The 24,336-nt window shown below is 68.1% G+C and carries 24 protein-coding genes; 12 read left to right on the top strand and 12 right to left on the bottom strand.

The annotated features are described in order from the left end of the window. Positions 1 to 18 precede the first annotated feature (18 nt). The 8 genes from ARC78_RS03140 to ARC78_RS03105 all read left to right on the top strand — a co-directional run bounded on the left by ARC78_RS03140 (position 19) and on the right by ARC78_RS03105 (position 8,610). Positions 19 to 1,023, top strand: coding sequence for a TRAP transporter substrate-binding protein (locus ARC78_RS03140; protein ID WP_057505712.1), 1,005 nt, complete (start codon positions 19 to 21; stop codon positions 1,021 to 1,023). Between the two features lie 11 nt (positions 1,024 to 1,034). Further along, positions 1,035 to 1,571 (top strand): TRAP transporter small permease, encoded by a 537-nt coding sequence (locus ARC78_RS03135; protein WP_054658433.1) that lies wholly within the window; start codon positions 1,035 to 1,037, stop codon positions 1,569 to 1,571. A gap of 3 nt (positions 1,572 to 1,574) precedes the next feature. After that, entirely contained in the window at positions 1,575 to 2,858 is a 1,284-nt protein-coding gene (locus tag ARC78_RS03130) for a TRAP transporter large permease (protein WP_054658435.1), read from the top strand. 88 nt (positions 2,859 to 2,946) lie between these two features. Continuing rightward, positions 2,947 to 4,536, top strand: coding sequence for a family 43 glycosylhydrolase (locus ARC78_RS03125; RefSeq protein ID WP_054658437.1), 1,590 nt, complete (start codon positions 2,947 to 2,949; stop codon positions 4,534 to 4,536). 15 nt (positions 4,537 to 4,551) lie between these two features. Continuing rightward, positions 4,552 to 5,637, top strand: a complete 1,086-nt coding sequence (locus ARC78_RS03120; RefSeq protein ID WP_241772641.1) for a LacI family DNA-binding transcriptional regulator — start codon at positions 4,552 to 4,554, stop codon at positions 5,635 to 5,637. A 214-nt stretch (positions 5,638 to 5,851) separates the two neighbouring features. Then, positions 5,852 to 6,607, top strand: a complete 756-nt coding sequence (gene kduD / locus ARC78_RS03115; protein ID WP_054658439.1) for a 2-dehydro-3-deoxy-D-gluconate 5-dehydrogenase KduD — start codon at positions 5,852 to 5,854, stop codon at positions 6,605 to 6,607. Positions 6,608 to 6,679: 72 nt separating this feature from the next. Next, positions 6,680 to 7,318, top strand: coding sequence for an RpiB/LacA/LacB family sugar-phosphate isomerase (locus ARC78_RS03110; protein ID WP_054658441.1), 639 nt, complete (start codon positions 6,680 to 6,682; stop codon positions 7,316 to 7,318). An 86-nt stretch (positions 7,319 to 7,404) separates the two neighbouring features. Further along, on the top strand, positions 7,405 to 8,610 hold the full coding sequence (locus tag ARC78_RS03105; RefSeq protein ID WP_054658443.1) for a GDSL-type esterase/lipase family protein: 1,206 nt from the start codon (positions 7,405 to 7,407) through the stop codon (positions 8,608 to 8,610). 14 nt (positions 8,611 to 8,624) lie between these two features. On the opposite strand, the gene ARC78_RS03100 is transcribed toward ARC78_RS03105, so the two are convergent. Further along, positions 8,625 to 9,023 (bottom strand): hypothetical protein, encoded by a 399-nt coding sequence (locus ARC78_RS03100; RefSeq protein WP_054658445.1) that lies wholly within the window; start codon positions 9,021 to 9,023, stop codon positions 8,625 to 8,627. A 179-nt stretch (positions 9,024 to 9,202) separates the two neighbouring features. Between ARC78_RS03100 and ARC78_RS03095 the strand changes: the two genes are divergently transcribed. Beyond that, a complete protein-coding gene (locus tag ARC78_RS03095; protein ID WP_054658447.1) occupies positions 9,203 to 9,907 on the top strand; it encodes a pirin family protein in 705 nt (234 codons plus the stop codon). A gap of 87 nt (positions 9,908 to 9,994) precedes the next feature. Here the strand turns inward: ARC78_RS03095 and ARC78_RS03090 are convergent, their stop codons facing one another. The 5 genes from ARC78_RS03090 to ARC78_RS03070 form a co-directional block, all read right to left on the bottom strand. Further along, positions 9,995 to 10,711: a DUF2894 domain-containing protein gene (locus tag ARC78_RS03090; RefSeq protein ID WP_057505711.1), complete on the bottom strand. Its 717-nt coding sequence runs from the start codon at positions 10,709 to 10,711 to the stop codon at positions 9,995 to 9,997. Then, on the bottom strand, positions 10,701 to 11,348 hold the full coding sequence (locus ARC78_RS03085; RefSeq protein ID WP_054659976.1) for an OmpA family protein: 648 nt from the start codon (positions 11,346 to 11,348) through the stop codon (positions 10,701 to 10,703). The genes ARC78_RS03090 and ARC78_RS03085 overlap by 11 nt, the downstream gene beginning before the upstream one ends. A 5-nt stretch (positions 11,349 to 11,353) precedes the next feature. Beyond that, positions 11,354 to 13,747: a DUF802 domain-containing protein gene (locus ARC78_RS03080; protein WP_054659978.1), complete on the bottom strand. Its 2,394-nt coding sequence runs from the start codon at positions 13,745 to 13,747 to the stop codon at positions 11,354 to 11,356. Positions 13,748 to 13,757: 10 nt separating this feature from the next. Beyond that, positions 13,758 to 14,486, bottom strand: coding sequence for a DUF3348 domain-containing protein (locus ARC78_RS03075; protein ID WP_057505710.1), 729 nt, complete (start codon positions 14,484 to 14,486; stop codon positions 13,758 to 13,760). 96 nt (positions 14,487 to 14,582) lie between these two features. After that, the gene (locus ARC78_RS03070; RefSeq protein ID WP_057505709.1) at positions 14,583 to 14,855 is read right to left on the bottom strand and encodes a metal/formaldehyde-sensitive transcriptional repressor; all 273 of its coding nucleotides are present in this window, start codon (positions 14,853 to 14,855) and stop codon (positions 14,583 to 14,585) included. Positions 14,856 to 14,917: 62 nt separating this feature from the next. Here ARC78_RS03070 and dmeF point away from each other — a divergent pair, with 62 nt between their 5' ends. Next, complete coding sequence (gene dmeF / locus ARC78_RS03065) at positions 14,918 to 15,868, top strand: CDF family Co(II)/Ni(II) efflux transporter DmeF (protein ID WP_054660217.1); 951 nt, start codon at positions 14,918 to 14,920, stop codon at positions 15,866 to 15,868. 87 nt (positions 15,869 to 15,955) lie between these two features. Here the strand turns inward: dmeF and phhA are convergent, their stop codons facing one another. Further along, positions 15,956 to 16,846, bottom strand: coding sequence for a phenylalanine 4-monooxygenase (gene phhA / locus ARC78_RS03060; RefSeq protein WP_054660215.1), 891 nt, complete (start codon positions 16,844 to 16,846; stop codon positions 15,956 to 15,958). Between the two features lie 133 nt (positions 16,847 to 16,979). On the opposite strand from phhA, the gene ARC78_RS03055 reads away from it, so the two are divergent. Beyond that, entirely contained in the window at positions 16,980 to 17,465 is a 486-nt protein-coding gene (locus tag ARC78_RS03055) for an Lrp/AsnC family transcriptional regulator (RefSeq protein ID WP_054660213.1), read from the top strand. 46 nt (positions 17,466 to 17,511) lie between these two features. Here ARC78_RS03055 and ARC78_RS03050 read toward each other — a convergent pair whose 3' ends face one another. Continuing rightward, on the bottom strand, positions 17,512 to 18,546 hold the full coding sequence (locus tag ARC78_RS03050) for a patatin-like phospholipase family protein (RefSeq protein WP_057505708.1): 1,035 nt from the start codon (positions 18,544 to 18,546) through the stop codon (positions 17,512 to 17,514). Between the two features lie 76 nt (positions 18,547 to 18,622). After that, a complete protein-coding gene (locus tag ARC78_RS03045) occupies positions 18,623 to 19,636 on the bottom strand; it encodes a TIGR00266 family protein (RefSeq protein WP_057505707.1) in 1,014 nt (337 codons plus the stop codon). Positions 19,637 to 19,807: 171 nt separating this feature from the next. Between ARC78_RS03045 and ARC78_RS03040 the strand changes: the two genes are divergently transcribed. Next, positions 19,808 to 22,069 carry a TonB-dependent receptor gene (locus ARC78_RS03040; protein ID WP_054660370.1) on the top strand — a complete coding sequence of 754 codons (2,262 nt, stop codon included), beginning with the start codon at positions 19,808 to 19,810 and terminating at the stop codon, positions 22,067 to 22,069. Here ARC78_RS03040 and ARC78_RS16515 read toward each other — a convergent pair. The 3 genes from ARC78_RS16515 to ARC78_RS03030 all read right to left on the bottom strand — a co-directional run bounded on the left by ARC78_RS16515 (position 22,053) and on the right by ARC78_RS03030 (position 24,049). Then, complete coding sequence (locus ARC78_RS16515; protein ID WP_145974266.1) at positions 22,053 to 22,403, bottom strand: hypothetical protein; 351 nt, start codon at positions 22,401 to 22,403, stop codon at positions 22,053 to 22,055. The two genes, ARC78_RS03040 and ARC78_RS16515, sit on opposite strands and share 17 nt — an antisense overlap. 6 nt (positions 22,404 to 22,409) lie before the next feature. Further along, entirely contained in the window at positions 22,410 to 23,162 is a 753-nt protein-coding gene (locus ARC78_RS03035; RefSeq protein WP_057505706.1) for an acid phosphatase, read from the bottom strand. Positions 23,163 to 23,224: 62 nt separating this feature from the next. Then, positions 23,225 to 24,049 carry an ABC transporter ATP-binding protein gene (locus ARC78_RS03030; protein ID WP_057505705.1) on the bottom strand — a complete coding sequence of 275 codons (825 nt, stop codon included), beginning with the start codon at positions 24,047 to 24,049 and terminating at the stop codon, positions 23,225 to 23,227. Positions 24,050 to 24,336: the final 287 nt, after the last annotated feature.

Below are 24,336 nucleotides of genomic sequence, written 5' to 3'. Positions count from 1 at the left end.
GTACGCGCGGAGGGCGCAATGATCACTCGCAGAGGTTTTCTCACCACCGGCCTGGGCGCGCTGGCCGCGCCGCTGCTGGGGGCGTGTTCGGCCGGCGGCGGCAATGCCGGCCGTGGCGGCCAGCTGTTGACCGCCACCGACGTGCATGTGGCCGACTACCCCACGGTCACCGCGGTCAAATGGATCGGCCAGCAGCTCGAACTGCATACCGGCGGCCGGCTGCGCCTGAACCAGTACCACTCCGGCCAGCTCGGCCGCGAGTCCGAGGCCATCGACATGGCCCGGTTCGGCGCGATCGACATCACCCGGGTGTATTCGGGCGCGCTCAACAACGCTTTCCCGCTGACCCGCGCGCTGTGCCTGCCGTACGTGTTCGACTCGGTCGCGCACATGCGCCACGCGCTGGACAGCGGCATCGCCGAGGACGTGCTGCGCGGCTTCGAGAGCCGCGATCTGGTCGGGCTGGCGATCTACGACTGCGGCGCGCGCTCCTTCTACAACACCAAGCATCCGATCGTGGAGCCCAGGCAGCTGCACGGGCTGAAGCTGCGGGTGGCCAGCTCGGACATCTTCCTGCAGCTGATGCGCCTGTTCGGCGCCAACCCGACGCCGATGTCGCTGGGCGACACGTTCTCCGGCATGGAGACGCACATGATCGACGGCGCCGAGAACAACATGCGCAGCTTCCATTCCAGCCGCCATTTCGAGGCGGCCCGCTACTGGTCGCAGAGCGAGCACTCCTACGCGCCGGACATCCTGCTGATGTCGCGCCGCAGCCTGGAGGCGCTGAGCCCGGCCGACCGTGGCCTGCTGCTGGAGCTGGCGCGGCAGTCGGTGCAGCAGATGCGCAGCGCCTGGGACGCCTCCGAGGACAAGGCGCGGCAGGCGGTGCTGGCGGCTGGAGTGGAGACCAACGCGGTGGATATGGCGGCCTTCCGTGCGGCGGCCGCGCCGTTGCTGCGGCAGTACCTGCAGCAGCCGGAGATCGCCGCCCTCCACCGCCGCATCCGCGATTTCGCCTGAGGTCCGTCCTGATGTCCGATTCCAACGCAACTCCGATCCTGACCGGCCCGCAGAAGCTGCTCGAGCAGTTGGCCACGGTGGTCATCCATATCGCCGTGCTCGCCCTGCTCGGGCTGGTCGTGGTGCAGGGCTGGCAGGTGTTCGCCCGCTACGTGATCAACGATTCGCCCAGCTGGACCGAGCCGGTGACGCTGCTGCTGCTGAGCACGACGATGAGCATGGGCGCCGCCGCCGGCGTGCACACCAACCGCCACTTCGGTTTCTACCTGCTGGCCGAGCACATGAACCCGCTGTTCCGGCGCCTGGTCGAGGCGCTGGTGCCGCTGATCATCGCCACCATCGGCGGTTTCATCGCCGTCTGGGGCTGGCTGCTGTGGAGCGACGGCCTGCACATCAAGACTGCTGGCGCCGCGTTGCCGCAGAGCGTGAACTACCTGCCGCTGAGCCTCGGCGGGGCGCTGATGGCGGTGTTCGCGCTCAACCGCCTGCTGCTGTCGCTGCGCGTGGACGTGGCCATGGCCGCCGCCGCTGTTGAAGGAGACCGCTGAACCATGGGTATCGCAATCCTGTTTGCCGTGTTCGGCGTGCTGTTGCTGATCGGCGTGCCGGTGGCCTATGCGCTGGCCGCGGCCTCGCTGGCCACCCTGCTGTACCTGGACCTGCCCAGCATCGTGCTGGTGCAGCAGATCTCCGCCGGTACCGGTTCGGCCTCGCTGATCGCCATTCCGCTGTTCATCTTCGCCGGTGAAATCATGATGCGCGGCGGTATCTCCGAGCGCCTGATCGCGCTGGCCTCCTCGCTGGTCGGGCGCCTGCGCGGCGGCCTGGGCCAGGTCTCGATCCTGTCCTCGCTGTTCTTCGGCGGTGTCTCCGGTTCGGCCATCGCCGATGTCTCGGCGGTCGGCGGCACGATGATCCCGCAGATGGTCAAGCGCGGTTACGACCGCGACTTCGCGGTCAACGTCAGCATCACTGCGGCGCTGGTGGCGCTGCTGGTGCCGCCCTCGCACAACCTGATCCTGTTCTCGGCCGCGGCCGGCGGCGGCCTGTCCATCGCCGACCTGTTCGCGGCCGGCATCGTGCCGGCGCTGCTGATGACCGTGGTGCTGATGGTCACCGGCTATGCGGTGGCGCGCAGCCGCGGCTACGGCGTGGAGCCGTTCCCGGGCATGCGTGCGGTGTTCACCCGCCTGATCGCCGCCCTGCCCGGCCTGGGGCTGGTGGGGCTGATCTTCTTCGGCATCCGCGCCGGCATCTTCACCGCAGTCGAATCGGCGGCGATCGCGGTGGTCTACGCGCTGCTGGTCACCGCCGTGCTGTACCGCCAGCTGCGCATCAAGGAGTTCATGGAAACGGTGGTGCATGCCGCACGCAGTACCGGTGTGATCCTGTTCGTGATCGCCACCGCCGCCGTGTTCGGCTGGTTGCTGGCCTACCTGCAGGTGCCGGCCGCCGCGGTGGAGTTCCTGCAGTCCTTCGCCCACAGCAAGTACGCGGTACTGCTGATGATCGTGGTGATGCTGCTGCTGCTGGGCACCTTCATGGACCTGGCGCCGCTGATCCTGATCTGCACGCCGATCTTCCTGCCGGTGGCCAAGGCCTATGGCATCGATCCGATCCACTTCGGCCTGGTGCTGGTGCTGACCGGTGGCCTGGGGCTGGTCACGCCGCCGGTGGGCTCGGTGCTGTTCATCGGCACCGCGATCGGCAAGATCAGCGTCGGTGAAAGCATGAAGACCATCTGGCCGTTCTGGCTGGCCGGGCTGGCGGTGCTGCTGGTGGTGACGCTGTTCCCCGGCATGTCGCTGTGGCTGCCGGCGCTGCTGCGCAGCTGATGCAACGACGGGGCGGGCGTGCCTGCGGGCGCACCGTTCCGGCTGTCTGATGATCGGGGGCCCCGGCCCCCTGCCTGTGGAGAAGAGAATGAACGTGACCCGTAGCCTGGCCGCGCTGGCCCTCGGTTGCCTGCTGGCCGCCGCCCCGGCGCTGGCCCAGGAGGCGCCCTCCCCCTGGAAGCGCGGCATCGAACACCAGCGCCAGGCCGATCTGGGCAATGGCAGTTTCCTCAATCCGGTACTGGCCGGCGACCGTCCCGATCCGTCGGTGCTCAAGGATGGTGACGACTACTACCTCACCCTGTCCTCGTTCGATGCCTATCCCGGCCTGCCGATCTGGCACTCGCGCGATCTGGTGAACTGGCAGCCGCTGGGCCATGCGATCCGCACGAATGTCGGCTCGATCTGGGCGCCGGACATCGTCAAGCACCAGGGCCGTTACTTCATCTATTTCCCGGCGCGCGTGGGCGGCACCGAAGGCAACCTGCGCAGCAACTGGGTGGTGTGGGCCGATGACATCCGCGGCCCGTGGAGCGAGCCGGTCGAGATCGGCCTGGGCAAGTACATCGACCCGGGCCACGCGGTGGGCGAAGACGGCAAGCGCTACCTGTTCCTGTCCGGCGGTGATTACGTGCAGCTGGCCGACGACGGCCTGAGCGTGGTCGGGCAACCGAAGCACGTCTATGACGGCTGGCGTTATCCGCAAAGCTGGGACGTGGAAGCCTACGCCCAGGAAGGCCCGAAGATCAGCTTCCGCGCCGGCTGGTACTACATGACCACCGCGGTGGGCGGCACCGCCGGCCCGCCGACCGGGCACATGGTGATCACCGCGCGTTCGCGTTCGATCCACGGGCCGTGGGAGAACTCGCCGCACAATCCGATCACGCGCACCGTCAGCCGCGCCGAGCCGTGGTGGTCGCGCGGCCACGCCACGATTGTCGAAGGCACGGACGGCCGCGACTGGATGGTCTATCACGGCTACGAGAACGGTTACTGGACGCTGGGCCGGCAGATGCTGCTGGAGCCTATCGAATGGACAAAGGACGGCTGGTTCGTGGCCAAGGGCGGCGATCTGGCCCGTCCGCTGGCCAAGCCGGCCGGCCAGTCGCAGGCGCATGGCATGGCGCTGTCGGACGACTTCCGCGGCGACACGCTCGGCGCGCAGTGGTCGTTCTTCAACCCGGCGCAGGACGAGTACCAGCGGCTGGGCTTCGGCAAGGACGGCCTGACCCTGCAGGGCAAGGGCCGCACCCCGCGCGATGCCTCGCCGCTGACCGCCATCGCCGGGGATGTGGCCTACCAGTTCGAGGTGGAAATGGAGATCGAACCGGGCGCCTTCGGCGGCGCGCTGCTGTTCTACAGCGACCGCCTGTATGCCGGGGTCGGCAGCAACGGCGAGGATTTCATCCTGCACCGCTACGGCGATGAGCGCCCCACCCGGCCCCGGCCCAGTGCCACCGGCGGCAAGCTGTGGCTGCGGGTCACCAACAACCGCCATATCCTCACCGTGCACAGTTCCCGCGACGGTACGAACTGGGAAAAGTATCCCGTTCAGATGGAAGTCTCCGGCTACCATCACAATGTCTCCGGTGGCTTCCTTGCCCTGAAGCCGGCGATCTACGCCGCGGGGGACGGCAAGGTGCACTTCCGCCAGTTCCGCTACCGCGCTCTTGATTGAACGCGGATCGCTAGAATGCCTGTATTGAACGGTTTCAAGGACATCGCCTTGCGCAAGAAAGCCGACACCGACCCCACCTCCCGCCCGGTAGGACGACCCGCCACGATCAATGACATCGCGCGGCTGTCCGGGGTTTCCAAAAAGACGGTGTCCCGGATCATCAACAACTCGCCGCTGGTGCGCAAAGACACCCGCGACAAGGTCGAGGCGCTGATGCGCGAGGTCGGCTACGCGCCCGATCCGCTGGCCCGAGGGCTGGCGTTCCGGCGCTCGTTCCTGATCGGCATGGTCTATGACAACCCCACCGCGCAGTACGTGGTGGACATGCAGAACGGTGCGCTGGACGCGCTGCGCGGCTCCAGCTTCGAGCTGGTGGTGCATCCGTGCGATACGCGCAGTCCCGGCTATATCGAAGGCGTGAAGCGTTTCGTGCAGCAGCAGAAGCTGCATGGGGTGATCCTGGTCCCGCGTGCCTCCGAAGACCAGGCGCTGGCGGACATGCTCGAGGAGATCGGCTGCCGCTTCACCCGCATCGCCGCACTGCCGCTGGATGACACCTCGCAGATGGTGATCACCCACGACCGCGATGGCGCGGCCGAAGCGGCCGACTACCTGCTCTCGCTGGGCCATCGCGACATCGCGCTGATCACCGGCCCGACCGCCTACCGCTCGGCGCATGAACGCACCGCCGGCTTCATCGAGGCCCTGCACAACCGCGGCATCGAACTGCCGCCGGCGCGCATCATCGAGGCCGGCTACACCTTCGAATCGGGTGTGGCCGCGGCCGAGAAGCTGTTGCTGGGCAAACAGCGACCGACCGCGATCTTCACTGGAAACGATGAAATGGCCGCCGGCGTGTACAAGGTGGCCATGCGCGCCGGCATCAGCATTCCCCGGGAACTGTCGATCGTGGGCTACGACGACAGCCCGCTGGCCTCGCGGCTGTGGCCGTCGCTGACCTCGGTGCGCCGCAATACCCGTGACACCGGGCGAACAGCGGCCGCGATGCTGATCCAGCCCGAGGGCCACAGCCCGCTGCCGATGGCCAGCGTGCGTCCGCACCTGATCGTGCGCGATTCCTGCCAGCCGCCGCAGGACTAAACCCCCAACAGTTTGTTTTCAATGGATTTGTGTGATCTTGCGCTGCAAAATGACACCGGTTTCCATAATTGGCTAGAATGGCCGCGAACGGGCCGGAACCTCACCGTCAGGCCCTGGCCTACGCCCGCACCGGCGGCTGCAATGCCGGCGCACCCCCTCCGGCGACCCCGCCGGCATCACGAACCCGAACCACCGCTTCAGGGAGAGGAACACCATGACGAATCCATTCAGTCTTGAAGGCAAGGTCGCGCTGGTCACCGGCGCCAATACCGGCCTGGGCCAGGGCATCGCGCTGGCACTGGCCGCCGCCGGCGCCGACATCGCCGGCGCGGGCATCGTGCCGGCCGATGAAACCGCCGAGAAGGTGCGTGCGCTGGGCCGGCGCTTCCTCAATATCGAGGCCAACCTGATCAGCATCGAGCCGGTCGAGCGGGTGGTGGCCGAAACCCTCGCCGGCCTCGGCCGGCTGGACATCCTGGTCAACAACGCCGGCCTGATCCGTCGCGCCGACGCGGTGGACTTCAGCGAGAAGGACTGGGATGACGTGATGAACGTCAACATCAAGTCTGCGTTCTTCATGTCGCAGGCCGCCGGCAAGCATTTCATCGCCCAGGGCAGCGGCAAGATCATCAACATCGCCTCGATGCTGTCCTTCCAGGGCGGCGTGCGGGTGCCGTCCTACACCGCTTCCAAGAGCGGCATCGCCGGCATCACCCGCCTGCTGGCCAACGAATGGGCCGGCAAGGGCGTGACCATCAACGCCATCGCCCCGGGCTACATGGCCACCGACAACACCGCGCAGCTGCGCGCCGATGAAGACCGCAACAAGGCGATCCTGGATCGCATCCCGGCCGGTCGCTGGGGCAAGCCGGAAGACCTCGGCGGCACCGCCGTGTTCCTGGCGTCCAGCGCCTCGGACTACGTCAATGGCGCGATCATCCCGGTCGATGGTGGCTGGCTGGCGCGCTGATTCCCGTTTCCCGCGTGCCGGCCGCCGCCGTGCACGCTTCATGCAATCCCGTACTGAATAGAGAGTTCCGCAATGAAAATCGCATTGATGCAGGAGTTCAGCCAGGCCGCCAAGAACCCGGTGGTGCTGGAACAGCTCAACACGGTGGCTGCCGCGCAGGGCCACACCGTGTTCAACGTCGGCATGGACGGTGACAACGACCACCGCCTGACCTACATCCACCTAGGCATTTGCGCGGCGCTGCTGCTGAATTCCAAGGCCGTGGACTTCGTCGTCGCCGGTTGCGGTACCGGCCAGGGCGCGCTGATGTCGCTCAACGCATGGCCGGGCGTGTTCTGCGGCTACTGCATCGAGCCGACCGACGCGTTCCTGTTCGCCCAGGTCAACAGCGGCAACGCGCTGTCGCTGCCGTTCGCCAAGGGCTTCGGCTGGGGCGCGGAAATCAACATCCGCTACATCTTCGAGAAGGCGTTCGCCGGTGAGCGCGGCCAGGGTTACCCGGCCGAGCGTCGCGAATCGCAGATGGCCAATGCCGGCATCCTGGCGCAGGTCAAGCAGGGCGCTTCGAAGGACTTCATCGAAGGCCTGAAGGCGATCGACCCGGAGCTGGTGAAGCAGGCCGTCGGTGGCGAGCGCTTCCAGAAGGCGTTCTTCGACAACGCCCAGGACGCGGACATCGTCGCCTACGTGAAGGGCGTGCTGGGCAAGTAAGCCGGCCCGCAGCTGTATCGCCCTTGCAGGGCAGACAAGGGCGCCCAACGGCGCCCTTGTTGTTTCACCTTCCACCGCCGGAGCCCATGCCGATGAAACGCCACGTCCCCTTGCTGCTTGCGCTGCTGTCGCTGGCCGGCCTCGCCAGCGCCGCCCCTCCCGCGCAGCGGGTCTTTATCGCCGCCGATTCCACCGCCGCCACGTACGGCCCGGAGCGCGCGCCGCAGGCCGGCTGGGGGCAGATGCTGCAGAGCTGGCTGGACCCGGGGCAGTGGCAGGTACGCAACCATGCCATCGGCGGGCGCAGCACGCGCAGCTTCCTCAATGAAGGGCGCCTGCAGGCCATTGAAAAGGAACTGCGGCCCGGCGACGTGCTGCTGATCCAGTTCGGCCACAACGACGCCAAGTTCGAGGACCCCACGCGGTACACCGATCCGGATACCGACTACCCGGCGTTGCTGTCGCGCTATGTGGCAACCGCGCGCGCGAAGGGCGCCACGCCGGTGCTGATAACCCCGGTCGCGCGGCTGCTGTACGACTTCGGCGCGCTGCTGGACACCCATGGGCTTTACACCCGGTCAATGCAGCGGCTGGCGCGCGAGCAGAATGTGCCGCTGATCGATCTCAATGCCAGCTCGATGGCCTGGATCCGCGCGCTGGGCGAGCAGGGCGCGCAGCCGTACTTCATGTTCGTGCCCGAGCAGGGCAAGGCCGATGGCACCCATTTCAGCGCGGCCGGTGCCACCGCGGTGGCCTGTCTGGTGATGCGGGGCTGGGTGGAGCTGCAGCCGGAAATGAAGGCCATGCTGAAGCGCGATATCGATTGCGGTGCGGTCACCTCGTCGCCGACAGCGACAGCGACAGCGCCCCGCAGCGCTGCAACCGCCCTGGCTTTGTCCTCGCCTGCAGCAGTACCGAAGATCGAGGTGACGAACCCGCACGGCTCACAGGTGATCCGTGAACAGGACATCGCCCGCGAACAACCCGGTCCGCACGGCGGCGCCGGTCCGACCACCGCCTATTCGTTCTTTGCCGACGTGGCCGATCTGCCGTTCGTGCTGCGCAAGCGGGTGCTGCACAAAGGCGCCGGCATCGGCCTGCATCCGCAGCACAAGGACGAGATCTACTACATCGTCAGCGGCCGTGGCCGCTATGTGCTCGATGGCACGCACTATGACGTCGGCGCGGGTCACGCGCTGCTGACCCGCGCCGGCAGCACGCATGCACTGCAGCAGCACGGCGAGGCGGATCTGGTGCTGCTGCTGGCCTATCCGGCGATCGCGCCGCGCTGAGACCGGCGCAGCGCTCAGACGGCGCCGGCAACACCACGCTTGCGTGACCACCTCGCGCTGGTGGCCGCACCGTTCAAACTGCCTGCCGTTGCAGCAGTGCCCTGGATCGCCCGGGCCCAGGGTTTGCGGCCCTGAGGCACAAAACAGTGCCCAGCACCGTCGCCGGTTTCCACTGCCAGCGAATGGGGCAGCAGCGGAACCACATTGAACAGCCGGGTCCAGCACCGCCGCCGCCGGAGGATATCCGCCAGCGGAATCCCGGTTTTCCCGGTTTGCCCATTGAACCGGTGCGTGATGACGTGCAGGCGCCGGTCGGTCGGGAACCGCCGGCCACCGACGGTTTCGCTGCCGCGCTGCCGAGTGGCGGCGGCTTCGCGCAGCAAGGTTTCGTCGCGATCATGGGCCGGGCGCATGCGGGCGGATCCCAGAGCGGGCAGGGCCGGGCGGCACTACCGGCGCCGGTGAGGCGTCCCGCCGGTCCGGCACATCATCTCGCAAAGGGAAATGATCCTTTGCCGCCGGGCGCGTTTTTGCCGGACGCGCCGCGCCCTAGACTGCACCCCTCACATCCATCGTTCCACAGGAGCACGCCATGATTGAACGTCGCCCGTTCGCCAGCCTTGGGGGAGCCAATCACGGCTGGCTCGATGCCAAGCACCATTTTTCGTTTGCCGGTTACCACGATCCGGCGCGCATGCACTGGGGCGCATTGCGGGTGTGGAACGACGACACCATCGCCGCCGGCGCCGGCTTCCCGCCGCATCCGCATGCGGACATGGAGATCATCACCTACGTGCGCGAAGGCGCGATCAGCCACCAGGACGACCAGGGCAACCGCGGCCGCACCGTGGCCGGCGATGTGCAGGTGATGAGTGCCGGCAGCGGCATCCGCCATGCCGAATACAACCAGGAGCCGGGCGTCACCCGTATCTTCCAGATCTGGATCTTCCCGGAGCAGCGCGGCGGTACCCCGGCCTGGGGCGCGAAGCCGTTCCCGCGCGGTGAGCGTTCCGGCCGTTTCGTGGCGCTGGCCAGCGGCCTGCCCGGCGATGACGAGGCGCTGCCGATCCGGGCCAACGCGCGGGTGTCCGGCGCCACGCTCAAGGCCGGGGAGAGCACCGAATACCGTTTCAGCGATGCCAGCCGTCACGGCTACCTGGTGCCGAGCACCGGCAACGTCGAAGTCGACGGCGTGCTGATCGAGGCCCGCGACGGCGCCGCGATCAGCGGCGTGGACACGATCGTGGTGCGCGCGCTGGAAGATGCCGAGCTGGTGCTGGTCGATACCGCGGCCTGATGCCCGGTCATTGCCGGAGGCACCAGGACAACGGCGCGTGACACCGCGCCGTCTGTCTGCCGGTTGCCGCAGGCCTCCCAGCGGACGTCACTCCGGCGCTGCGTCCGGGATCTGTTCCGCCGCCGCAGACGCCTTGCGGCGACGCGGAGCGGAACGGCGCGCGGCCTTGCGGGCGGTGCCGGTACGGGCCGGCTCCGCGCCCTGCGCGCCGCCAGCGGTATGCAGCTGCTCCAGCCACGACAGCGCATCGCTGTAGGCCAGAAAGTGCTGCAGGTACTCGGGCGAGATATCACGCATCAGCGTCATCGCGCGGTGCAGCAGCACGCTCGAGTGCAGCGGACCGGCGTCTTCGGAGATCGCCTCCTGCGACTGCCGCAGCAGGCTGTCGATACGGATGCGGCCCCACAGCTGCTGGAACTCGTCCAGCACCGCGAGCGGTTCCCGCGCCGTGGTGGCCGCCGCGGTGGCGGGGGTGGCACCCGCTGGTGCCGCCGCAGGGGGTGGCCAGGCTGACAGCGCCGGTTGCGCCGCACCGCCGATATGCGCAAGCAGCGCGCGCAGCGGCGTTGGAGGGCTCACCGCCGCCGCGGCCGTGGCCGGTGGCGAGGCCGCCACGACGCGCGCATAGTCGGCGACCAGCTGCGCCAGCCGCGCGTGCAGCAGCTGGGTGACCTGGCCGTCGTGCGCTGCCGCGCGCCGTGCCAGGCCGTCGATGAGGCTGAAGCGCAGCGGATCGATGCGGTCGGCGCCCTGTTCGCGCCACGCCTGCAGTTGCAGCCACGGTGAGGTCGGTTTATCGGCCATTGCCGGTGCTGTCCACCTTGGGGCGCGGAATCGGCGCGATCTCCACGCGCCGGTTCCTGGCCCGCCCGGCTTCATCGGCGTTGGAGCTGACCGGTTGTTCGGCGCCGAATGCGGCGGCGAAAACCGACGCCGACGGCACCCCGTCGGCGATCAGGGTGCGCGTCACGGTCAGGGCGCGTGCGGCGGACAGTTCCCAGTTGTCGGCAAAACGGCCGTTGCTCACCCGCACCGGCTGATCGTCGGTGAAACCGCTGACCATCAGCACCTCCTCGCGCGTGCCCAGATAGTCGCGCAGCGGCGCAGCCAGGCTCTGCAGCAGCGCGCGGCCGTCAGGCTGCAACTGGTCGGAGTTCAACGCGAACAGCACGCTGCCGCTGATGCCGATGCGGCCGTTGATCACGGTCACCCGGCCGGCCGCCAGGGGGGCGGCCAGAGCCTGCTCCAGCGTCTTGAGTTTGGCCGCTTCGACCTGGCGCTGCTTGACCTCCTCATCCAGCTGGCGGGACAGCTGCAACTGGATGCCGATCACACCGGCCAGGATCAGCACGAACGCACCGAGCAGCACCGACATCAGGTCACCGAAGGCGGCCCAGGTGGTGGCGGTGGATTCGGAATCGAGCTCGATCTCGTCGCTCATCCGGTTTATGCCCCGACCGCGGCGCGCTGTCCGGTCAGCTGCTGCAGCTCACCGATGATCTGCTTCTGCGAGAGCATGCTCAGGTCGATCACCTCGCGCGCCTGGGCGACGTAGTAGGCGAGCTGCTCGTCACTGCGGGTGAGCGATTTCTCCAGCACCGATTCGATCCCCTGCAGGCGCGCGTTCAACGCTTCGGTGGAGCTGCCGAACAGCTGTACCGCGGTGCCGAAGGCTTCGCCCAGGCTGGCCACTTCCATCGCGCTGCTGGTGACATGTGCGGCGGCATGGTCGAGCTTGCCGGTCTGGCTTTCGATCTGGGAGGAGAAACGGCTGCCGACGCGTTCGAGCAGATCGGCCGAGGTGCTGACCAGCGCCTCCACCGCGGAGCGCTGTTCGGTGGAGGCATGGTTGACCGCATCGAGCAGCGTTTCCAGCGTGGCCAGCAGGCGGCTGCGTTCTTCCAGCATGGCGGTATCGCGCACCATGCTGTCGGACAGTTTCTGGCGCAGCTCGGCCACCACTTCGGCGGCCGCGCGCGGGGCTTCGGAGGCGCTCTGCACCAGGCGCGAAATCTCGGCGATGGTGTCGCGGGCATGTGCCTGTGACTGCTCGGACATCGCGTTGGCGGTCCGCGCCAGCGTGTCGCAGATCTCCTGCTGGCGGCTGGCGACATGGTCACTGCTTTGCTGCCAGCTCCGGCTCAGCGTCGTGGTGATGGCCGACAGGGCCTCGGACCATTGCGCCAGACGCTGCGTATCGCGCGCTTCCAGCGTGGCCTGCAGCTGGCCATGCGATTGCTGCATCGCGTCCAGCACGGTGCCGGTGCGCGTATCGAAACGTTCCGCCGCGGTGGTGAGCTGCTGCGCGTGGCGCGAGAGTTCGGCCAGGGTGTCGGCCGCGTTGCCCTGCAGCTGGGCGGAAACGTCGCCGGCGGTCCGTGCCAGGGTGTCGCAGATGGCCTGCTGGCGGTTGGCGATCTGCTCGCCACTGTGCTGCCACTGCTGGTCGAGCGTGGCGGTCATCGCAGCGAAGCTGTCGGCCCACTGTGTCAGGCGCTGCTGATCGCGCGCTTCCAGCGTGGCCTGCAGTTCGGCATGCGAGTGCCGCATCACTTCCAGCAGCGCGCTGGCGCGCTGTTCGAAACTGTGTGCCACCTGGGTCAGGGCCTGCTCGTTGCGCGTGGCCAGCTGCTCGTTGATGTCCTGCTGATGCGACAGCGCTTCGTTCCAGGCCCGCGTGGTGGCCTGGCTGCTCTGCTGCAGGTGCGACGACACGCTGGCCAGCAGATCGTCGGAGCGTTGCCCGAAGGTCTGGGTGAACTGCTGCAGGCTGTCGCGCAGGTGCTGCAGCAACGCATCATTGGTCTGCCGTTGCTGCTGTGTGGCCGCATTCCAGGTCTCGGCGGCCGCGCGGGTGGTGGCCTGCAGATTGCCGGCCAGACCATCGAGCTGCTGCTGCACGGCGTGGCTGACGCTGGCCTGCATCGCCGCGGTTTCGCGGGCGAGCCCGGCCAGCGTGGTTTCCACCACCGGCTGCAGCGCGTTGCCCACGGTCCTGGCGCTCTCGGCCATGCCGGCGGTGAGGGACTGCTGCAGCGAGCTGGCCAGTTGCAGATGGCTGGCTTCGGTGCGACGGTGGAACTCCTGCTGGCTGCTGGCCAGGCGTTCGGCGGCGCTGAGGTTGTGCTGTTCCAGCGTGGCCATCATCGACTGCAGGCGATCGACCAGGGCCGGCATCAAGCCGGTCTGCTGCTGCAGCAGGCGGAAGGCTTCTTCGCGCTGGTGGGCGTGCGAGTACGGGCGCAGGGTGGTGGCCAGTTGCAGGTCCAGGCGCTGCACCGCGTCCACGCGTTCGCGCCGGCACAGTGCTGACAGCAGGCCGAGCATGGCCGAACCGGCGACACCGGCAATGGAGGTGCCGAAGGCGAACGCCAGACCCTTGACCGGCGCCCCGAGCGAGCCACGGATGGCTTCCAGATCGGTCGCGCTTTCCAGCGCCAGGCCGGTACCGCGCAGGGTCGCCATCATGCCCAGCAGCGTGCCCAGCATGCCCAGCAACACCAGCAGACCGACCAGATACGGGGTCAGCGCCGGTGCCGGCAGCGGCACGCGTTCGCCTTCCACGCGCAGCCGTACCGCGTTGCGCAGGCCCGGATGCAGGCGTGCCAGCCAGGCGCCGAGGTCGGACTGTGCCGGCGCGACATCGGCAAGGGCCTGCTCCAGGGTAAGTGTGGCCTGCCGGTAGCGGCGCAGCTCCAGTGCGCCGGCGAGATAGCAGGCGGCGATCACCGCGGTGATCCCCAGTCCCAGCAGATTGCTGGTGACATAGCCCGCGCCGATCCAGCAGATGGCGAGCAGACCGACAACAAACACGGCGACACGGAGCAAGGTCTTGGACATGAGGTTCGGTTTACCGGCTACGAAGCGCTGCAAGCAGGCCTTCAATGGGGTGGAAACGGACATCCAGTTCGGCCAGCAGCGCAGTGCGCAGGTCCTGTTCGAACACGGCCAGCCAGGGGCCGCACGGCACCGCTGCGGCATCTTCGGATATATCGGGGCAAGCAGGGGCCGCCAGGTCGTGCCGCCAGGCATCGTGCAGGCGGGAGAAATGCATACCCAGCAGGGCGGGCACGCGCGACAGCAGGCTGTGCTCGCGCGGGCTCAGGGTGGCCTCCATCACCGCGTCCACTTCGGCCAGCCGCGCCTTGGCGGGCGATTGCAGCGCGAGCATGTCGCGCAGGCGTCCACGCAGGGTGCCCGTGGTGATCTGCATCGAGCGCTGCACGCCCAGGTAGTGCTGGTGGTAGGGCGCGTAGGCTCCATGGGTCTGGATTTCGGCCGCGCCGATGCGTCGGGCCGGTGTCGCCGGCAGCCCGGCGTGGATCGTGTCCAGCAGCGTGGCCCGCAGCCGCGCGCACTCGGCGTCTTCGTGGCTGTCGAAACCAGGCCCGTCCAGCGCCGCCGGAAGCCGGCCCTCCAGGGCCCTGGAAAGCGTGATCGCCCGGTTCCAGTCGAACCACTGGTTCAGCCGCTCGGACAGGGCCGGCGGCGTACGGGAAAGCTCCGCGTCCGCGAAGCGCGCCAGCAGGCGAATGAACGCCGGGCCTTGGAGGGACGCCCGTTGGGAAGCTTTCGCCATGGTTCCTGACTAAAAACGGGGCATTTTACATGGCCGGCCCCGCACCGCCGGACCGGCCCGGTTCAGCGGCGGCACCGGCCGCGCGAAAGGCCGCATTCAGCGGGCATGGCGCTTGAGCAGGTCCAGCAGCACCGCGGCCTCGGCTTCGCGCCGGGCCTGATCCGGTTCGGCCACCAGATGGTCGCTGAGGTGGCCGGCCATCACCTCCAGCATCAGCCCGTGCATGGCGCCCTTGGCCGCGGCGATCTGCACCAGCACCGCATCGCAGTCGTCGCCGGTCTCCAGCGCCTGTTCCAGCGCCGCCACCTGGCCGGCGATGCGGCGCACCCGGGTGAGCAGTTTCTTCCTGTCGCGCTGGATATGGGCCATGCGCGCATCATATACCCATGGGGGGTATATGATGCGCGCCACTTTTCTCCGAAGCCGCCGTCATGTCCCTGGACGCCCTTGCCGCCGCCCGCCGCCACCGGCATGCCTTCAGCGAAGGCAATCCGATGGCCGAAAAGAACACCCGTCGCGCCATGATCCTGACCGTGCTGATGATGGGGGTGGAGATCGCCGGCGGCTGGTGGTTCAACTCGATGGCGGTGCTGGCCGACGGCTGGCACATGAGCTCGCACGCGCTGGCGCTGGGCCTGGCCGCGTTCGCCTATGCCTGCGCGCGGCGCTACCGCGACGATCCGCGCTTCGCCTTCGGCACCTGGAAGATTGAGATCCTGGCCGGCTACACCAGTGCGATCCTGCTGCTGGGCGTGGCCGGGTTGATGGCGTTCGAGTCGATCGCGCGCGTGTTCAAGCCCAGCCCCATCCACTACCCGCAGGCCATCGCCATCGCCGTGGTGGGGCTGGCGGTGAACCTGCTGTGCGCCTGGTGGCTGCGCGACCAGCACCATCACGGTCATGACCACGCCCATGGCGATCACCACGATCATGGCCACCACCACGGCCATCACCATGACCTCAACCAGCGTTCGGCCTACCTGCACGTGCTGGCCGATGCGGCCACCTCGGTGCTGGCGATCATCGCGCTGCTGGGCGGCCTGTACTTCGGCGCTTCGTGGCTGGACCCGCTGATGGGCATCGTCGGCGCGGTACTCGTGTCGGTGTGGGCCGTTGGCCTGATCCGCCAGACCGGCCGGGTGCTGCTGGATGCGGAAATGGACGCGCCGGTGGTGGCCGAGATCCGCGAGGCGGTGGAGCAGGGCGCGGTGCCGGCGCGGCTGGCCGATCTGCATGTCTGGCAGGTCGGCCGTGGCCGTTTCGCCTGCGCGATGGAGGTGGTCACCGCGCCGGGCGTGGAGTCAGAGGTGTTCCACCGCGCGCTGTCCATCCACGAGGAAATCGTGCATGTGACGGTGGAGGTGCGCCACGCCGCGGGGTGAGGGTTGCCGGCGGCGTGCATCGCGCGGCTTGAGACGGAACAGCCGCCCGGGGTGGCTGCTCCCTTGCGGCGCCAAGGGCAAGACGTCTCAGACGTCGCCGCCCTCGGCCCAGCCCTCGCCACTGCCGCGCTGGAACACGATATCGCCCTCGTGCACCTGGCCGGCCGGCAGGTGCGCGGTATCGGCCAGACGCGCGTAGATGGGGGTGAAGTCCGGTCCGGTCGCCGCCATCAGCTGCTCGAAGCTGTCGATGACGAAGTAGGTTTTCTGGAAGGTGTCGATGCGGTAGCGGGTGCGCATGATCCGCTCCAGGTCGAAGCCAATCCGGTTGGGCGCGGCGGATTCCAGCGAGTACAGCGATTCGCCCTTCGACGAGACGATGCCGGCACCGTAGATGCGCAGGCCATCGGCGGTATTGATCAGGCCGAATTCCACTGTGTACCAGTACAGCCGGGTCAGGTTCTGCAGTGCGTCCGGGCCGATCGCATGCGCCTTGACGCCGCCACGGCCATAGGCGGCCATGTAGTCGGCGAACACCGGGTTCATCAGCAGCGGCACATGGCCGAACAGGTCGTGGAACAGGTCGGGTTCGGCGATGTAGTCGATCTGGTCCGGGCGGCGGATCCACCAGGTCACCGGAAAGCGGCGGTGCGCCAGGTGATCGAAGAAATCGAGTTCCGGCAGCAGGCCTTCGACCCCGACCAGGGTCCAGCCGGTGGCCGCACCCAGCACTTCGTTGAGCTGGTCGAAACGCGGAATCATGTGCGCGCTCATGCCCATCGCGTCCTGGGCATCGAGGAATTCCTGGCAGGCGCGGCCGACCAGCAGCTCGCGCTGGCGCTGGTACAAGGTGCTCCAGGTGGCGTGGTCATCGGCGCTGTAGCCGTCCCAGGGTTGCTCCACCACCGCGGTGGTATAGACCGGCACGTAACCCTTGTCGGTCTGCTGGTGTTCGACGCGGCGCGGGGTGGCTTCCATGACGGTGGTTCCGGGTAACGAGGGAATCCATCGATGGTAGGGACGAGGCCGCGCAACAGGTGTGCAAAGTTGCGACGCTGCGGCTTTGTGACGCAATATTGTTGCGCGCATACAATGTTGCGGAGCAACAAAGATGGGTCCAGTCATGTTTGACCGAACGGATCTTCGGCTGTTGGCCGAAATCCAGCAGCAGGGCCGCGCCACCAACGCCGAGCTGGCGGCCCTGGTGAACCTTTCACCGTCGGCGTGTCTGCGCCGGATCCAGCGGCTGGAAAGCGAAGGGGTGATCGGCGGCTACGGCGCCCGCCTGGAGCCGCGCGCGATCGGGCTGGGACTGCAGGCGTTCGTACGGGTGCAGCTGTCCAAACATGGAAAGGAGGCGATCGACCACTTCGTCGAGGCGGTGCTGCTGTGGGATGAAGTGGTGGCCTGCCACGCGCTGACCGGCGACATGGACTACCTGCTGCACGTCTACGTGCGCGATCTGGACCACTTCTCCGCGTTCCTGCTGGACAAGCTGCTCAATGCCGCCGGTGTGGCCGACGTCAATTCCAGCTTCGTGCTGCGCGCGGTGAAGGAATTCCGCGCGCTGCCACTGTCACAGCTGGGACGGGGCTGAGCGGCGGTATCCGGGACGCACATGATCGCCCCGTCGGCGGTTGGACTCAGCGCGCCTGCGCGCCGCAGTCCTTTTCCTTGCCGCGCAGTTTGTCGATACGCGAGCGGCTGTCCTGGCAGCGCTGCACGGCCTCGGCCTGCAGCGCCGCGGCGCGTGCATCGGCGCTGCGTGCGCTGGCGACACGCGCCTGCTGCAGGCGGGCAACGCCGGCGCGGATCTGCGGCATCGCCGCCATGGCGGCCTTCTCGCCTTCCAGAATGGCGCGGCCGCGCTGCTCGAAATCGGCCGCACCGATATCCAGCACCTGCGGGCGGATGATCACGTCGGCGCGCGCCAGTTCCTGCTCGCCCAGCCGCTGGCCCATGATGGTGATCGACTGGCCGACCGCGCCGAGCAGGCCGCTGGGGCGCTGGCCGGTGGCGCGGCTGGAAATATCCACCGCGATCACGAACTCGGCACCGAGCTGGCGTGCCGCGTCCACCGGCACCGGGCTGACCACGCCGCCATCGACGAAGGTCTTGCCGCCGATGCTGACCGGCTCGAACACGCCGGGAATCGAGCTGGAGGCGCGCACCGCCTGGCCGACATTGCCGCGCACGAACACCGCGCGGTCGCCGGTCTCCAGCTGGGTGGCGACCGCGGCGAACGGTTTCTTCAGCTGCTCGGCCGGCTTGTTCCCGACCTGGGTGTTGACGTAGTCCTGCAGCTTCTGGCCCTGCACCAGGCCACCGGAGAACAGGCGGATGTCGCGGATGCTGGCTTCATCCAGCGCCACCGCCTTCTGCTGCATCTGGAACGCGTTCATGCCGCTGGCATAGAGCGCGCCGACCACGCTGCCGGCGCTGGTGCCGGACACCACCACCGGCTCGAAGCCGTTGGCCTCGAGCATCTTGATCACGCCGATATGGGCAAAACCCTTGGCCGCGCCGCCGCCCAGCGCCACGCCGATCTTCACCGGCTTGACCGGGGTCACCGGCGCGGCCACCGCCGGTGCGGCGGGTTTGACGTTCTCACCGCCGCAGGCGGCCAGCAGGCCAAGCAGGGAAAGGAACAGCAGCAGGCGGGAAGTGCGCGCTTTCATGATTAACAGGGGGCGTCGGAAAGGGCGCCAGCATAGCGCTTCGCGCCTTGCCGACGCCGGCCCCCGTGCTCCCCGTTTAGAACCGGTTGTCGCCGTCCAGCAGCCGCCCCAGGCCGCCCAGCACCGAGCCTTCGCCGCGGCTCTGGCCACCGCCCTGCGGCGCGGCGGCGAACATGCGACCGGCCAGACGCGAGAACGGCAGCGACTGCAGCCACACCTTGCCCGGTCCGGTGAGGGTGGCCAGGAACACGCCCTCGCCGCCGAAGACCATGCTTTTGATGCCGGCCACGCGGCGCACGTCCATGTCCACGCTGGCGTGATAGGCGACCACGCAGCCGGTATCCACATCCAGTCGCTCGCCGGCAGCCAGTTCGCGTTCGACCACGCAGCCGCCGGCATGCACGAACACCCAGCCATCGCCTTCGAGCTTCTGCATGATGAAACCCTCGCCGCCGAACAGGCCGGTCATCACTTTGCGCTGGAAGTGCACACCGACCTGCACGCCGCGCGCACCGGCCAGGAAGCTGTCCTTCTGGCAGATCAGCTTGCCGCCGTGTTCGTCCAGCTTCATCGGCAGCACGGTGCCGGGATAGGGCGCGGCAAAGGCCACCTTGGCCTTGCCCTGGCCGGTGTGGGTGTAGAGCGTGGCGAACAGGCTTTCGCCGGTGATCACGCGCTTGCCGGCGCTCATCAGCTTGTCCATGAAGCCGCCGCCCTGGCCCTCGTGGCGGCCGTCGCCGAACACGGTGTCCATCTGCACCGCCGCATCCTTGAACATCAGCGCGCCGGCTTCGGCGATCGCGCTTTCGCCCGGATCCAGCTCGATTTCGACGAACTGCATCTCATGGCCGACGATGCGGAAGTCGATGTCGTCGGCGCGCGGGCGGCTACCCCCCAGCGGCGGCGGCATCGGCGGCGGCGCGGCCTGGCCGCCCAACTCGGGCAACTGGCCCACCGCCAGCCAGCCCTGCATGCCTTCGCGCCAGGCCAGCGCCTGGTGATTGCCCTGCGCGAACTGGCGCGCGGCGGTCTCGTCGAGCGGGCCGATGCGGTCGGCCTGGCCGGGAACATGGAAATACCACTGGGTCATGGCGCTTTGCCTGGTAAGGGATGAGGGAAGCCAAGTCTAGGCATAGCCGGCCTTTCACGCCGCTGACAGAGGTCATGCGGCTGAATGCCGGGGATTTGCGGCATGAATTCCGCGCTGCAACAATCCCGTGCCAGGCGCAGTTCCCATTCCTCCAACAGGTCCTTCTCCGCCATGACTCCGACCCGTACCGTCCGCGGCCGCCTGCCGGCTGCGCATCCGCTGTTTGTCGCTGTGCTGGCCGTGCTGCCGTTGACCGCCGCCGCCCAGGACGTCCCCCCGGCCAAGGAGGCCGTCGCCCTCGATACGCTGCAGGTCACCGCGCAGCGTCGTGTGGAAAACGCCAAGGACGTGCCGGTCTCGATCACCGCCATCCAGGGCGAGAAGCTCGATGTGCTCGGCTCGGCCGGCGATGACATCCGCTTCCTGTCCGCGCGCGTGCCCAGCCTGAACATCGAGTCGTCCTATGGCCGTGCGTTCCCGCGGTTCTATATCCGCGGCCTGGGCAACACCGATTTCGATCTCAACGCCTCGCAGCCGGTGTCGCTGGTGTATGACGATGTGGTGCAGGAAAACCCGCTGCTGAAGGGTTTCCCGCTGTTCGATCTGGCCGGCGTGGAAGTGCTGCGCGGCCCGCAGGGCACGCTGTTCGGCCGCAACACCCCGGCCGGCGTGGTCAAGTTCGATTCGGCCCGTCCGGCGCAGGACGCCGATGGCTACCTCAAGGTCGGCTACGGCAGCTACAACACCTGGAACACGCAGGGCGCCTACGGCGGCCCGTTGACCGATCGCTGGTCGGCGCGGGTGTCGGCGCTGTACCAGCGGCGCGACGACTACGTCGACAACACCCTGGCCAACGCGCCCAGCGACGGCTTCGAGGGCTATGACGAAGCGGCCGCCCGCGTGCAGTTCCTGTACGAGGGGGATGCCTTCGAAGGCCTGTTCAACCTGCACAAGCGCAAGCTCAACGGCACCGCGCGCCTGTTCCGCGCCAACATCCTCCAGCCGGGCAGCAACGCGCTGGTCGAGGATTTCGACCGTGACAAGGTCGCGCTCGATGGCGTGAACTATTCCGAGCTGGAAACCTGGGGTGGCAGCGCCCGCCTGAAATGGGATCTGGGCAAGCTCACGCTGTACTCGATCAGCGGCTATGAAACGGCCAAATCGCAGAACCGTGGCGACATCGATGGCGGCTATGGCGCCGCCTTCCTGCCGGTGTCCGGCCCGGGCTTCATCCCGTTTGCCGCCGAATCGATGGACGGCCTGCCCGACCACCGCCAGATCACCCAGGAATTCCGCGTCGAATCCAACGAGTGGGGCCGTTTCGACTGGCAGGCCGGCGTGTTCTATTTCGATGAAGACGTCACCATCGACAGCTTCAACTACGACTCGTTGAGCCCGGGCAATCCGCAGACCGGCCACGCCGTGCAGAGCCAGCGCAACAAGGCGTGGGCGGTGTTCGCCTCCGGCGATTTCGACGTGACCCAGAAGTTCAAGCTGCGTGGCGGCGTGCGCTACACCCAGGACAAGAAGGATTTCACCGCCAGCGTGCTGCAGGCCGTGCCGTTCGGTACTCCGGTCAGTGGCCCGTACATCGCCGCTACCGATGTGGATGATGTCAGCTGGGACCTGAGTGGCGTCTACCAGCTCAACGACAACCTCAACGTCTATGCGCGGGCGGCCAAGGGCTTCCGCGCGCCGTCCATCCAGGGCCGGCTGGCCTTCGGTGGCGTCTCGCAGGCCGATTCGGAGACGGTGATCTCCTATGAAGCCGGTATCAAGGCCGACCTGTTCGACCGTCGCGCCCGGCTGGGCTTCAACGTGTTCCGCTACCACGTCGATGGCCAGCAGTTGATCGCGGTGGGCGGCAGCAACAACACCGCCACGTTGCTCAATGCCGACAAGACCATCGGCCAAGGTGTGGAGCTCGACTTCGAGGCCTACCTGACCGACACCGTGCTGCTGACCCTGGGCAGCAGCTACAACGACACGCAGATCAAGGACAAGGATCTGGCCGTGGCGATCTGTGGCGGTGGCTGCACGATCACCGATCCGACCACGATCATCAACGGCGGCACCTATGCGCTGGTCAACGGCAACCCGCTGCCGCAGGCGCCCAAGTGGATCCACAACCTGACCCTGCGTGCCGGCTTCCCGCTCACCGATGCCAGCGAGCTGTATGCCTACACCGACTGGGCCTATCGCAGCCCGGTCAATTTCTTCCTGTACGAGTCGCCGGAGTTCCGCAGCCGCAGCTCGCTGGAGGGCGGCCTGCGGGTGGGCTACAACTGGGCCTACGGCCAGTACGACGTGGCGGTGTTCGGCCGCAACCTGACCAACCAGACCCGCGTGGTCGGGGCGATCGACTTCAACAACCTCACCGGCTTCCTCAACGAACCGCGCACCTACGGCGTGGAGTTCACCGCCAAGTTCTGAGCGTTGCGGTTGAAGGAGTGAAACACGCAGGGCGCGGCATGCCCCGCCCTGCGTGCATGCGGCCGTCGGCTCGTTGCCCGCCGTGCAAGGCGTTGTGCCGCACGGCGGCGGATGTGGAGGATGTCGCGCCGGGCTCACCTCGCCGAAGCTGCGGGGCGTGGAACGGCGCGCCGACGTTGCGCGTGGGCGCCGGCACGCCGGCATCGAGGAAGTACTGCACCGCCGCCCCGGTGTTGTGGCCCTCCGGCAGGGCCAGCGCCGCATTGCGCAGGCCCGGATGGTGGCCGGTGGCTCTGGTCAGGCTGCCGCAGAAGCGGCTCTTTAGCTTCTGCAAGCTGCGTTACCGGGCTTCGGAAAGCTCCGTCGCCAGCGCCGCCGTTTCGGCCGCACAGTCGCGCGGCGGCGTCCGCTTCAGGCTGCGGGCGTAGTGCAGTTCGCGCCGTGCCAGCGCCAGATCGGCGCTGAATTGCGGGTCGTCATGCAGCCGCGCCACGGTGGCCGCGCCCAGGCGCTGGCCCTGCAGCACATCGCTGTGCCAGTGCACATTGCAGACCAGCCGGCTGTGGCCATAGCTGCGGCCGCGCTGGAGCAGGGCGGTGGCGTGCTGCGGATCGATTTCGGCCAGGATCAGCGCCCACGCCCAGCCGATGGCGGTGTGTCCGGACGGATAGGAACCGCTCTTGCGCAGGCCGTCCTCGCTGTCCGGGGTGCAGGTGGGCTGCTGGTTGACCATGAACGGACGCGGCCGCTGGTAGTGGTGCTTGGCGGCCTTGGTGGCGGCGCTGGCGTCGATGCGGCTGCGTTCAAGCAGGCGGTACAGCGCCGGGGTGTGCTGTGTATCGACCGTCACGCCCAGCGCGGCGGCGGCCGAGCCGGGTGCGGGCGGCAGCGGGCTCAGCGCCAGACTGTCGGGGATGGCCGGACCATGCAGATAGCCGGTTACCGGCGGCGCCGCCCCGGCGTCTGCGGTGGTGGCCGACGGTATGGCCGGCGCGGGGGTGTCGACGAGGGCGGGCGTGCTGGCGCAGGCGCCCAGTGTGGTGGCCAGGACGAAGACGGCGCCCAGGCGTGGGAAACGGGAGGAAAAGGACATTGCGACGGTGACCGGAGCGGTGGAACAGGCGGCATGATCGCACCCTCGCGCCACGCCGGGGATCAGCCGGCGCAGGCCCAGGCGCTCAGCCGGCCATGCTCCTCGCGCACCTCGATGCGCCCGCCGAACACCTCCGACAGTGGTCCGGGCCGCAGCAGGTCCGCACGGTGGCCGTCGGCGAAGATGCGTCCCCCCTTCATCAGCACCACCCGTTCGATCTCCGGAATCACTTCCTCGATGTGGTGGGTGACCAGCACCAGGGTGATGCCGCGCTGGGCGAGGTGGCGCATGGTCTCCACCAGGTGCTGGCGCGAGACCAGGTCCAGTCCGGTGGAGGGTTCGTCCAGCAGCAGCGCGTGGGGCTGGTTGACCAGTGCCCGGGCGATCAGCACGCGGCGGGTTTCCCCGGCCGACAGTTCGGCATAGCCGCGGTCCAGCAACGGCAGGGCGCGGGCCAGTTCCAGCGCCTGCCGGGCGCGCTCGCGCATGGCCGGGGTGATGTCGCGATGCGGCGGTACCACGTAGCTGGCGAAGAAGCCGGAAATGACCGCCTCCTCCACGCCCAGCCCGGGCATGTCGGCCAGATTGCCGGACAGATCGCCGGTGACGATGCCCAGCTGCGCGCGCAGCCGGTCCACCTGCCAGCGGGCCTGGCCCATCACCTTCACCGGCAGCTGGCCGTCGCCGCGCGCCAGCGGGTACAGCTCGCGCGTGATCAGCTTGATGAACGAGGATTTGCCGCAGCCGTTCGGCCCCAGGATCGCGGTGTGCTGGCCCTGCTCGATGCGCAGATTCAGCTCATGCAGCACGCGGACCTGGCCACGGATCACGCAGGCCTGGTCCAGTTCGATCAACGGGGCCGCGTCGGCGGCAGGTGCGATGGACATGCAGGACAGGACGGGGCAGCGGACGGGTTGGACGCGGGACGGCGTCCCGGGCGGATGCAGTTTGCAGCGGCAGGCGCCATCATGGAACCACTGGTTTCATCTGCCATCGACCGGCCCGGAGCTGCGCAATGTCCCCCACCGTTATCGACTTCCTCTGCCGCGGCCTCACCGGACGGGGCGGATGGGAGCTGCTGGCGGTGCTGCGGGTGGCCACCCAGCGGATCATCTTCGCGGCGACCTTGTACCTGCACCGCAGCCCGGCGCAGGACTGGATCGAACGGCACCTC

The sequence above is a fragment of the Stenotrophomonas pictorum JCM 9942 genome (assembly GCF_001431585.1).
Taxonomy (GTDB): Bacteria; Pseudomonadota; Gammaproteobacteria; order Xanthomonadales; family Xanthomonadaceae; genus Stenotrophomonas; species Stenotrophomonas pictorum.
The sequence above is the reverse complement of the archived record's forward strand: the minus strand, read 5'-3'. Positions and strand labels throughout refer to the sequence as shown.

Coding starts and splice junctions, on each gene's coding strand:
- ARC78_RS03140 (WP_057505712.1), top strand. CDS start 19: ATGATCACTCGCAGAGGTTTTCTCACCACCGGCCTGGGCGCGCTGGCC.
- ARC78_RS03135 (WP_054658433.1), top strand. CDS start 1,035: ATGTCCGATTCCAACGCAACTCCGATCCTGACCGGCCCGCAGAAGCTG.
- ARC78_RS03130 (WP_054658435.1), top strand. CDS start 1,575: ATGGGTATCGCAATCCTGTTTGCCGTGTTCGGCGTGCTGTTGCTGATC.
- ARC78_RS03125 (WP_054658437.1), top strand. CDS start 2,947: ATGAACGTGACCCGTAGCCTGGCCGCGCTGGCCCTCGGTTGCCTGCTG.
- ARC78_RS03120 (WP_241772641.1), top strand. CDS start 4,552: ATGCCTGTATTGAACGGTTTCAAGGACATCGCCTTGCGCAAGAAAGCC.
- kduD (WP_054658439.1), top strand. CDS start 5,852: ATGACGAATCCATTCAGTCTTGAAGGCAAGGTCGCGCTGGTCACCGGC.
- ARC78_RS03110 (WP_054658441.1), top strand. CDS start 6,680: ATGAAAATCGCATTGATGCAGGAGTTCAGCCAGGCCGCCAAGAACCCG.
- ARC78_RS03105 (WP_054658443.1), top strand. CDS start 7,405: ATGCCGATGAAACGCCACGTCCCCTTGCTGCTTGCGCTGCTGTCGCTG.
- ARC78_RS03100 (WP_054658445.1), bottom strand. CDS start 9,023: ATGCGCCCGGCCCATGATCGCGACGAAACCTTGCTGCGCGAAGCCGCC.
- ARC78_RS03095 (WP_054658447.1), top strand. CDS start 9,203: ATGATTGAACGTCGCCCGTTCGCCAGCCTTGGGGGAGCCAATCACGGC.
- ARC78_RS03090 (WP_057505711.1), bottom strand. CDS start 10,711: ATGGCCGATAAACCGACCTCACCGTGGCTGCAACTGCAGGCGTGGCGC.
- ARC78_RS03085 (WP_054659976.1), bottom strand. CDS start 11,348: ATGAGCGACGAGATCGAGCTCGATTCCGAATCCACCGCCACCACCTGG.
- ARC78_RS03080 (WP_054659978.1), bottom strand. CDS start 13,747: ATGTCCAAGACCTTGCTCCGTGTCGCCGTGTTTGTTGTCGGTCTGCTC.
- ARC78_RS03075 (WP_057505710.1), bottom strand. CDS start 14,486: ATGGCGAAAGCTTCCCAACGGGCGTCCCTCCAAGGCCCGGCGTTCATT.
- ARC78_RS03070 (WP_057505709.1), bottom strand. CDS start 14,855: ATGGCCCATATCCAGCGCGACAGGAAGAAACTGCTCACCCGGGTGCGC.
- dmeF (WP_054660217.1), top strand. CDS start 14,918: ATGTCCCTGGACGCCCTTGCCGCCGCCCGCCGCCACCGGCATGCCTTC.
- phhA (WP_054660215.1), bottom strand. CDS start 16,846: ATGGAAGCCACCCCGCGCCGCGTCGAACACCAGCAGACCGACAAGGGT.
- ARC78_RS03055 (WP_054660213.1), top strand. CDS start 16,980: ATGGGTCCAGTCATGTTTGACCGAACGGATCTTCGGCTGTTGGCCGAA.
- ARC78_RS03050 (WP_057505708.1), bottom strand. CDS start 18,546: ATGAAAGCGCGCACTTCCCGCCTGCTGCTGTTCCTTTCCCTGCTTGGC.
- ARC78_RS03045 (WP_057505707.1), bottom strand. CDS start 19,636: ATGACCCAGTGGTATTTCCATGTTCCCGGCCAGGCCGACCGCATCGGC.
- ARC78_RS03040 (WP_054660370.1), top strand. CDS start 19,808: ATGACTCCGACCCGTACCGTCCGCGGCCGCCTGCCGGCTGCGCATCCG.
- ARC78_RS03035 (WP_057505706.1), bottom strand. CDS start 23,162: ATGTCCTTTTCCTCCCGTTTCCCACGCCTGGGCGCCGTCTTCGTCCTG.
- ARC78_RS03030 (WP_057505705.1), bottom strand. CDS start 24,049: ATGTCCATCGCACCTGCCGCCGACGCGGCCCCGTTGATCGAACTGGAC.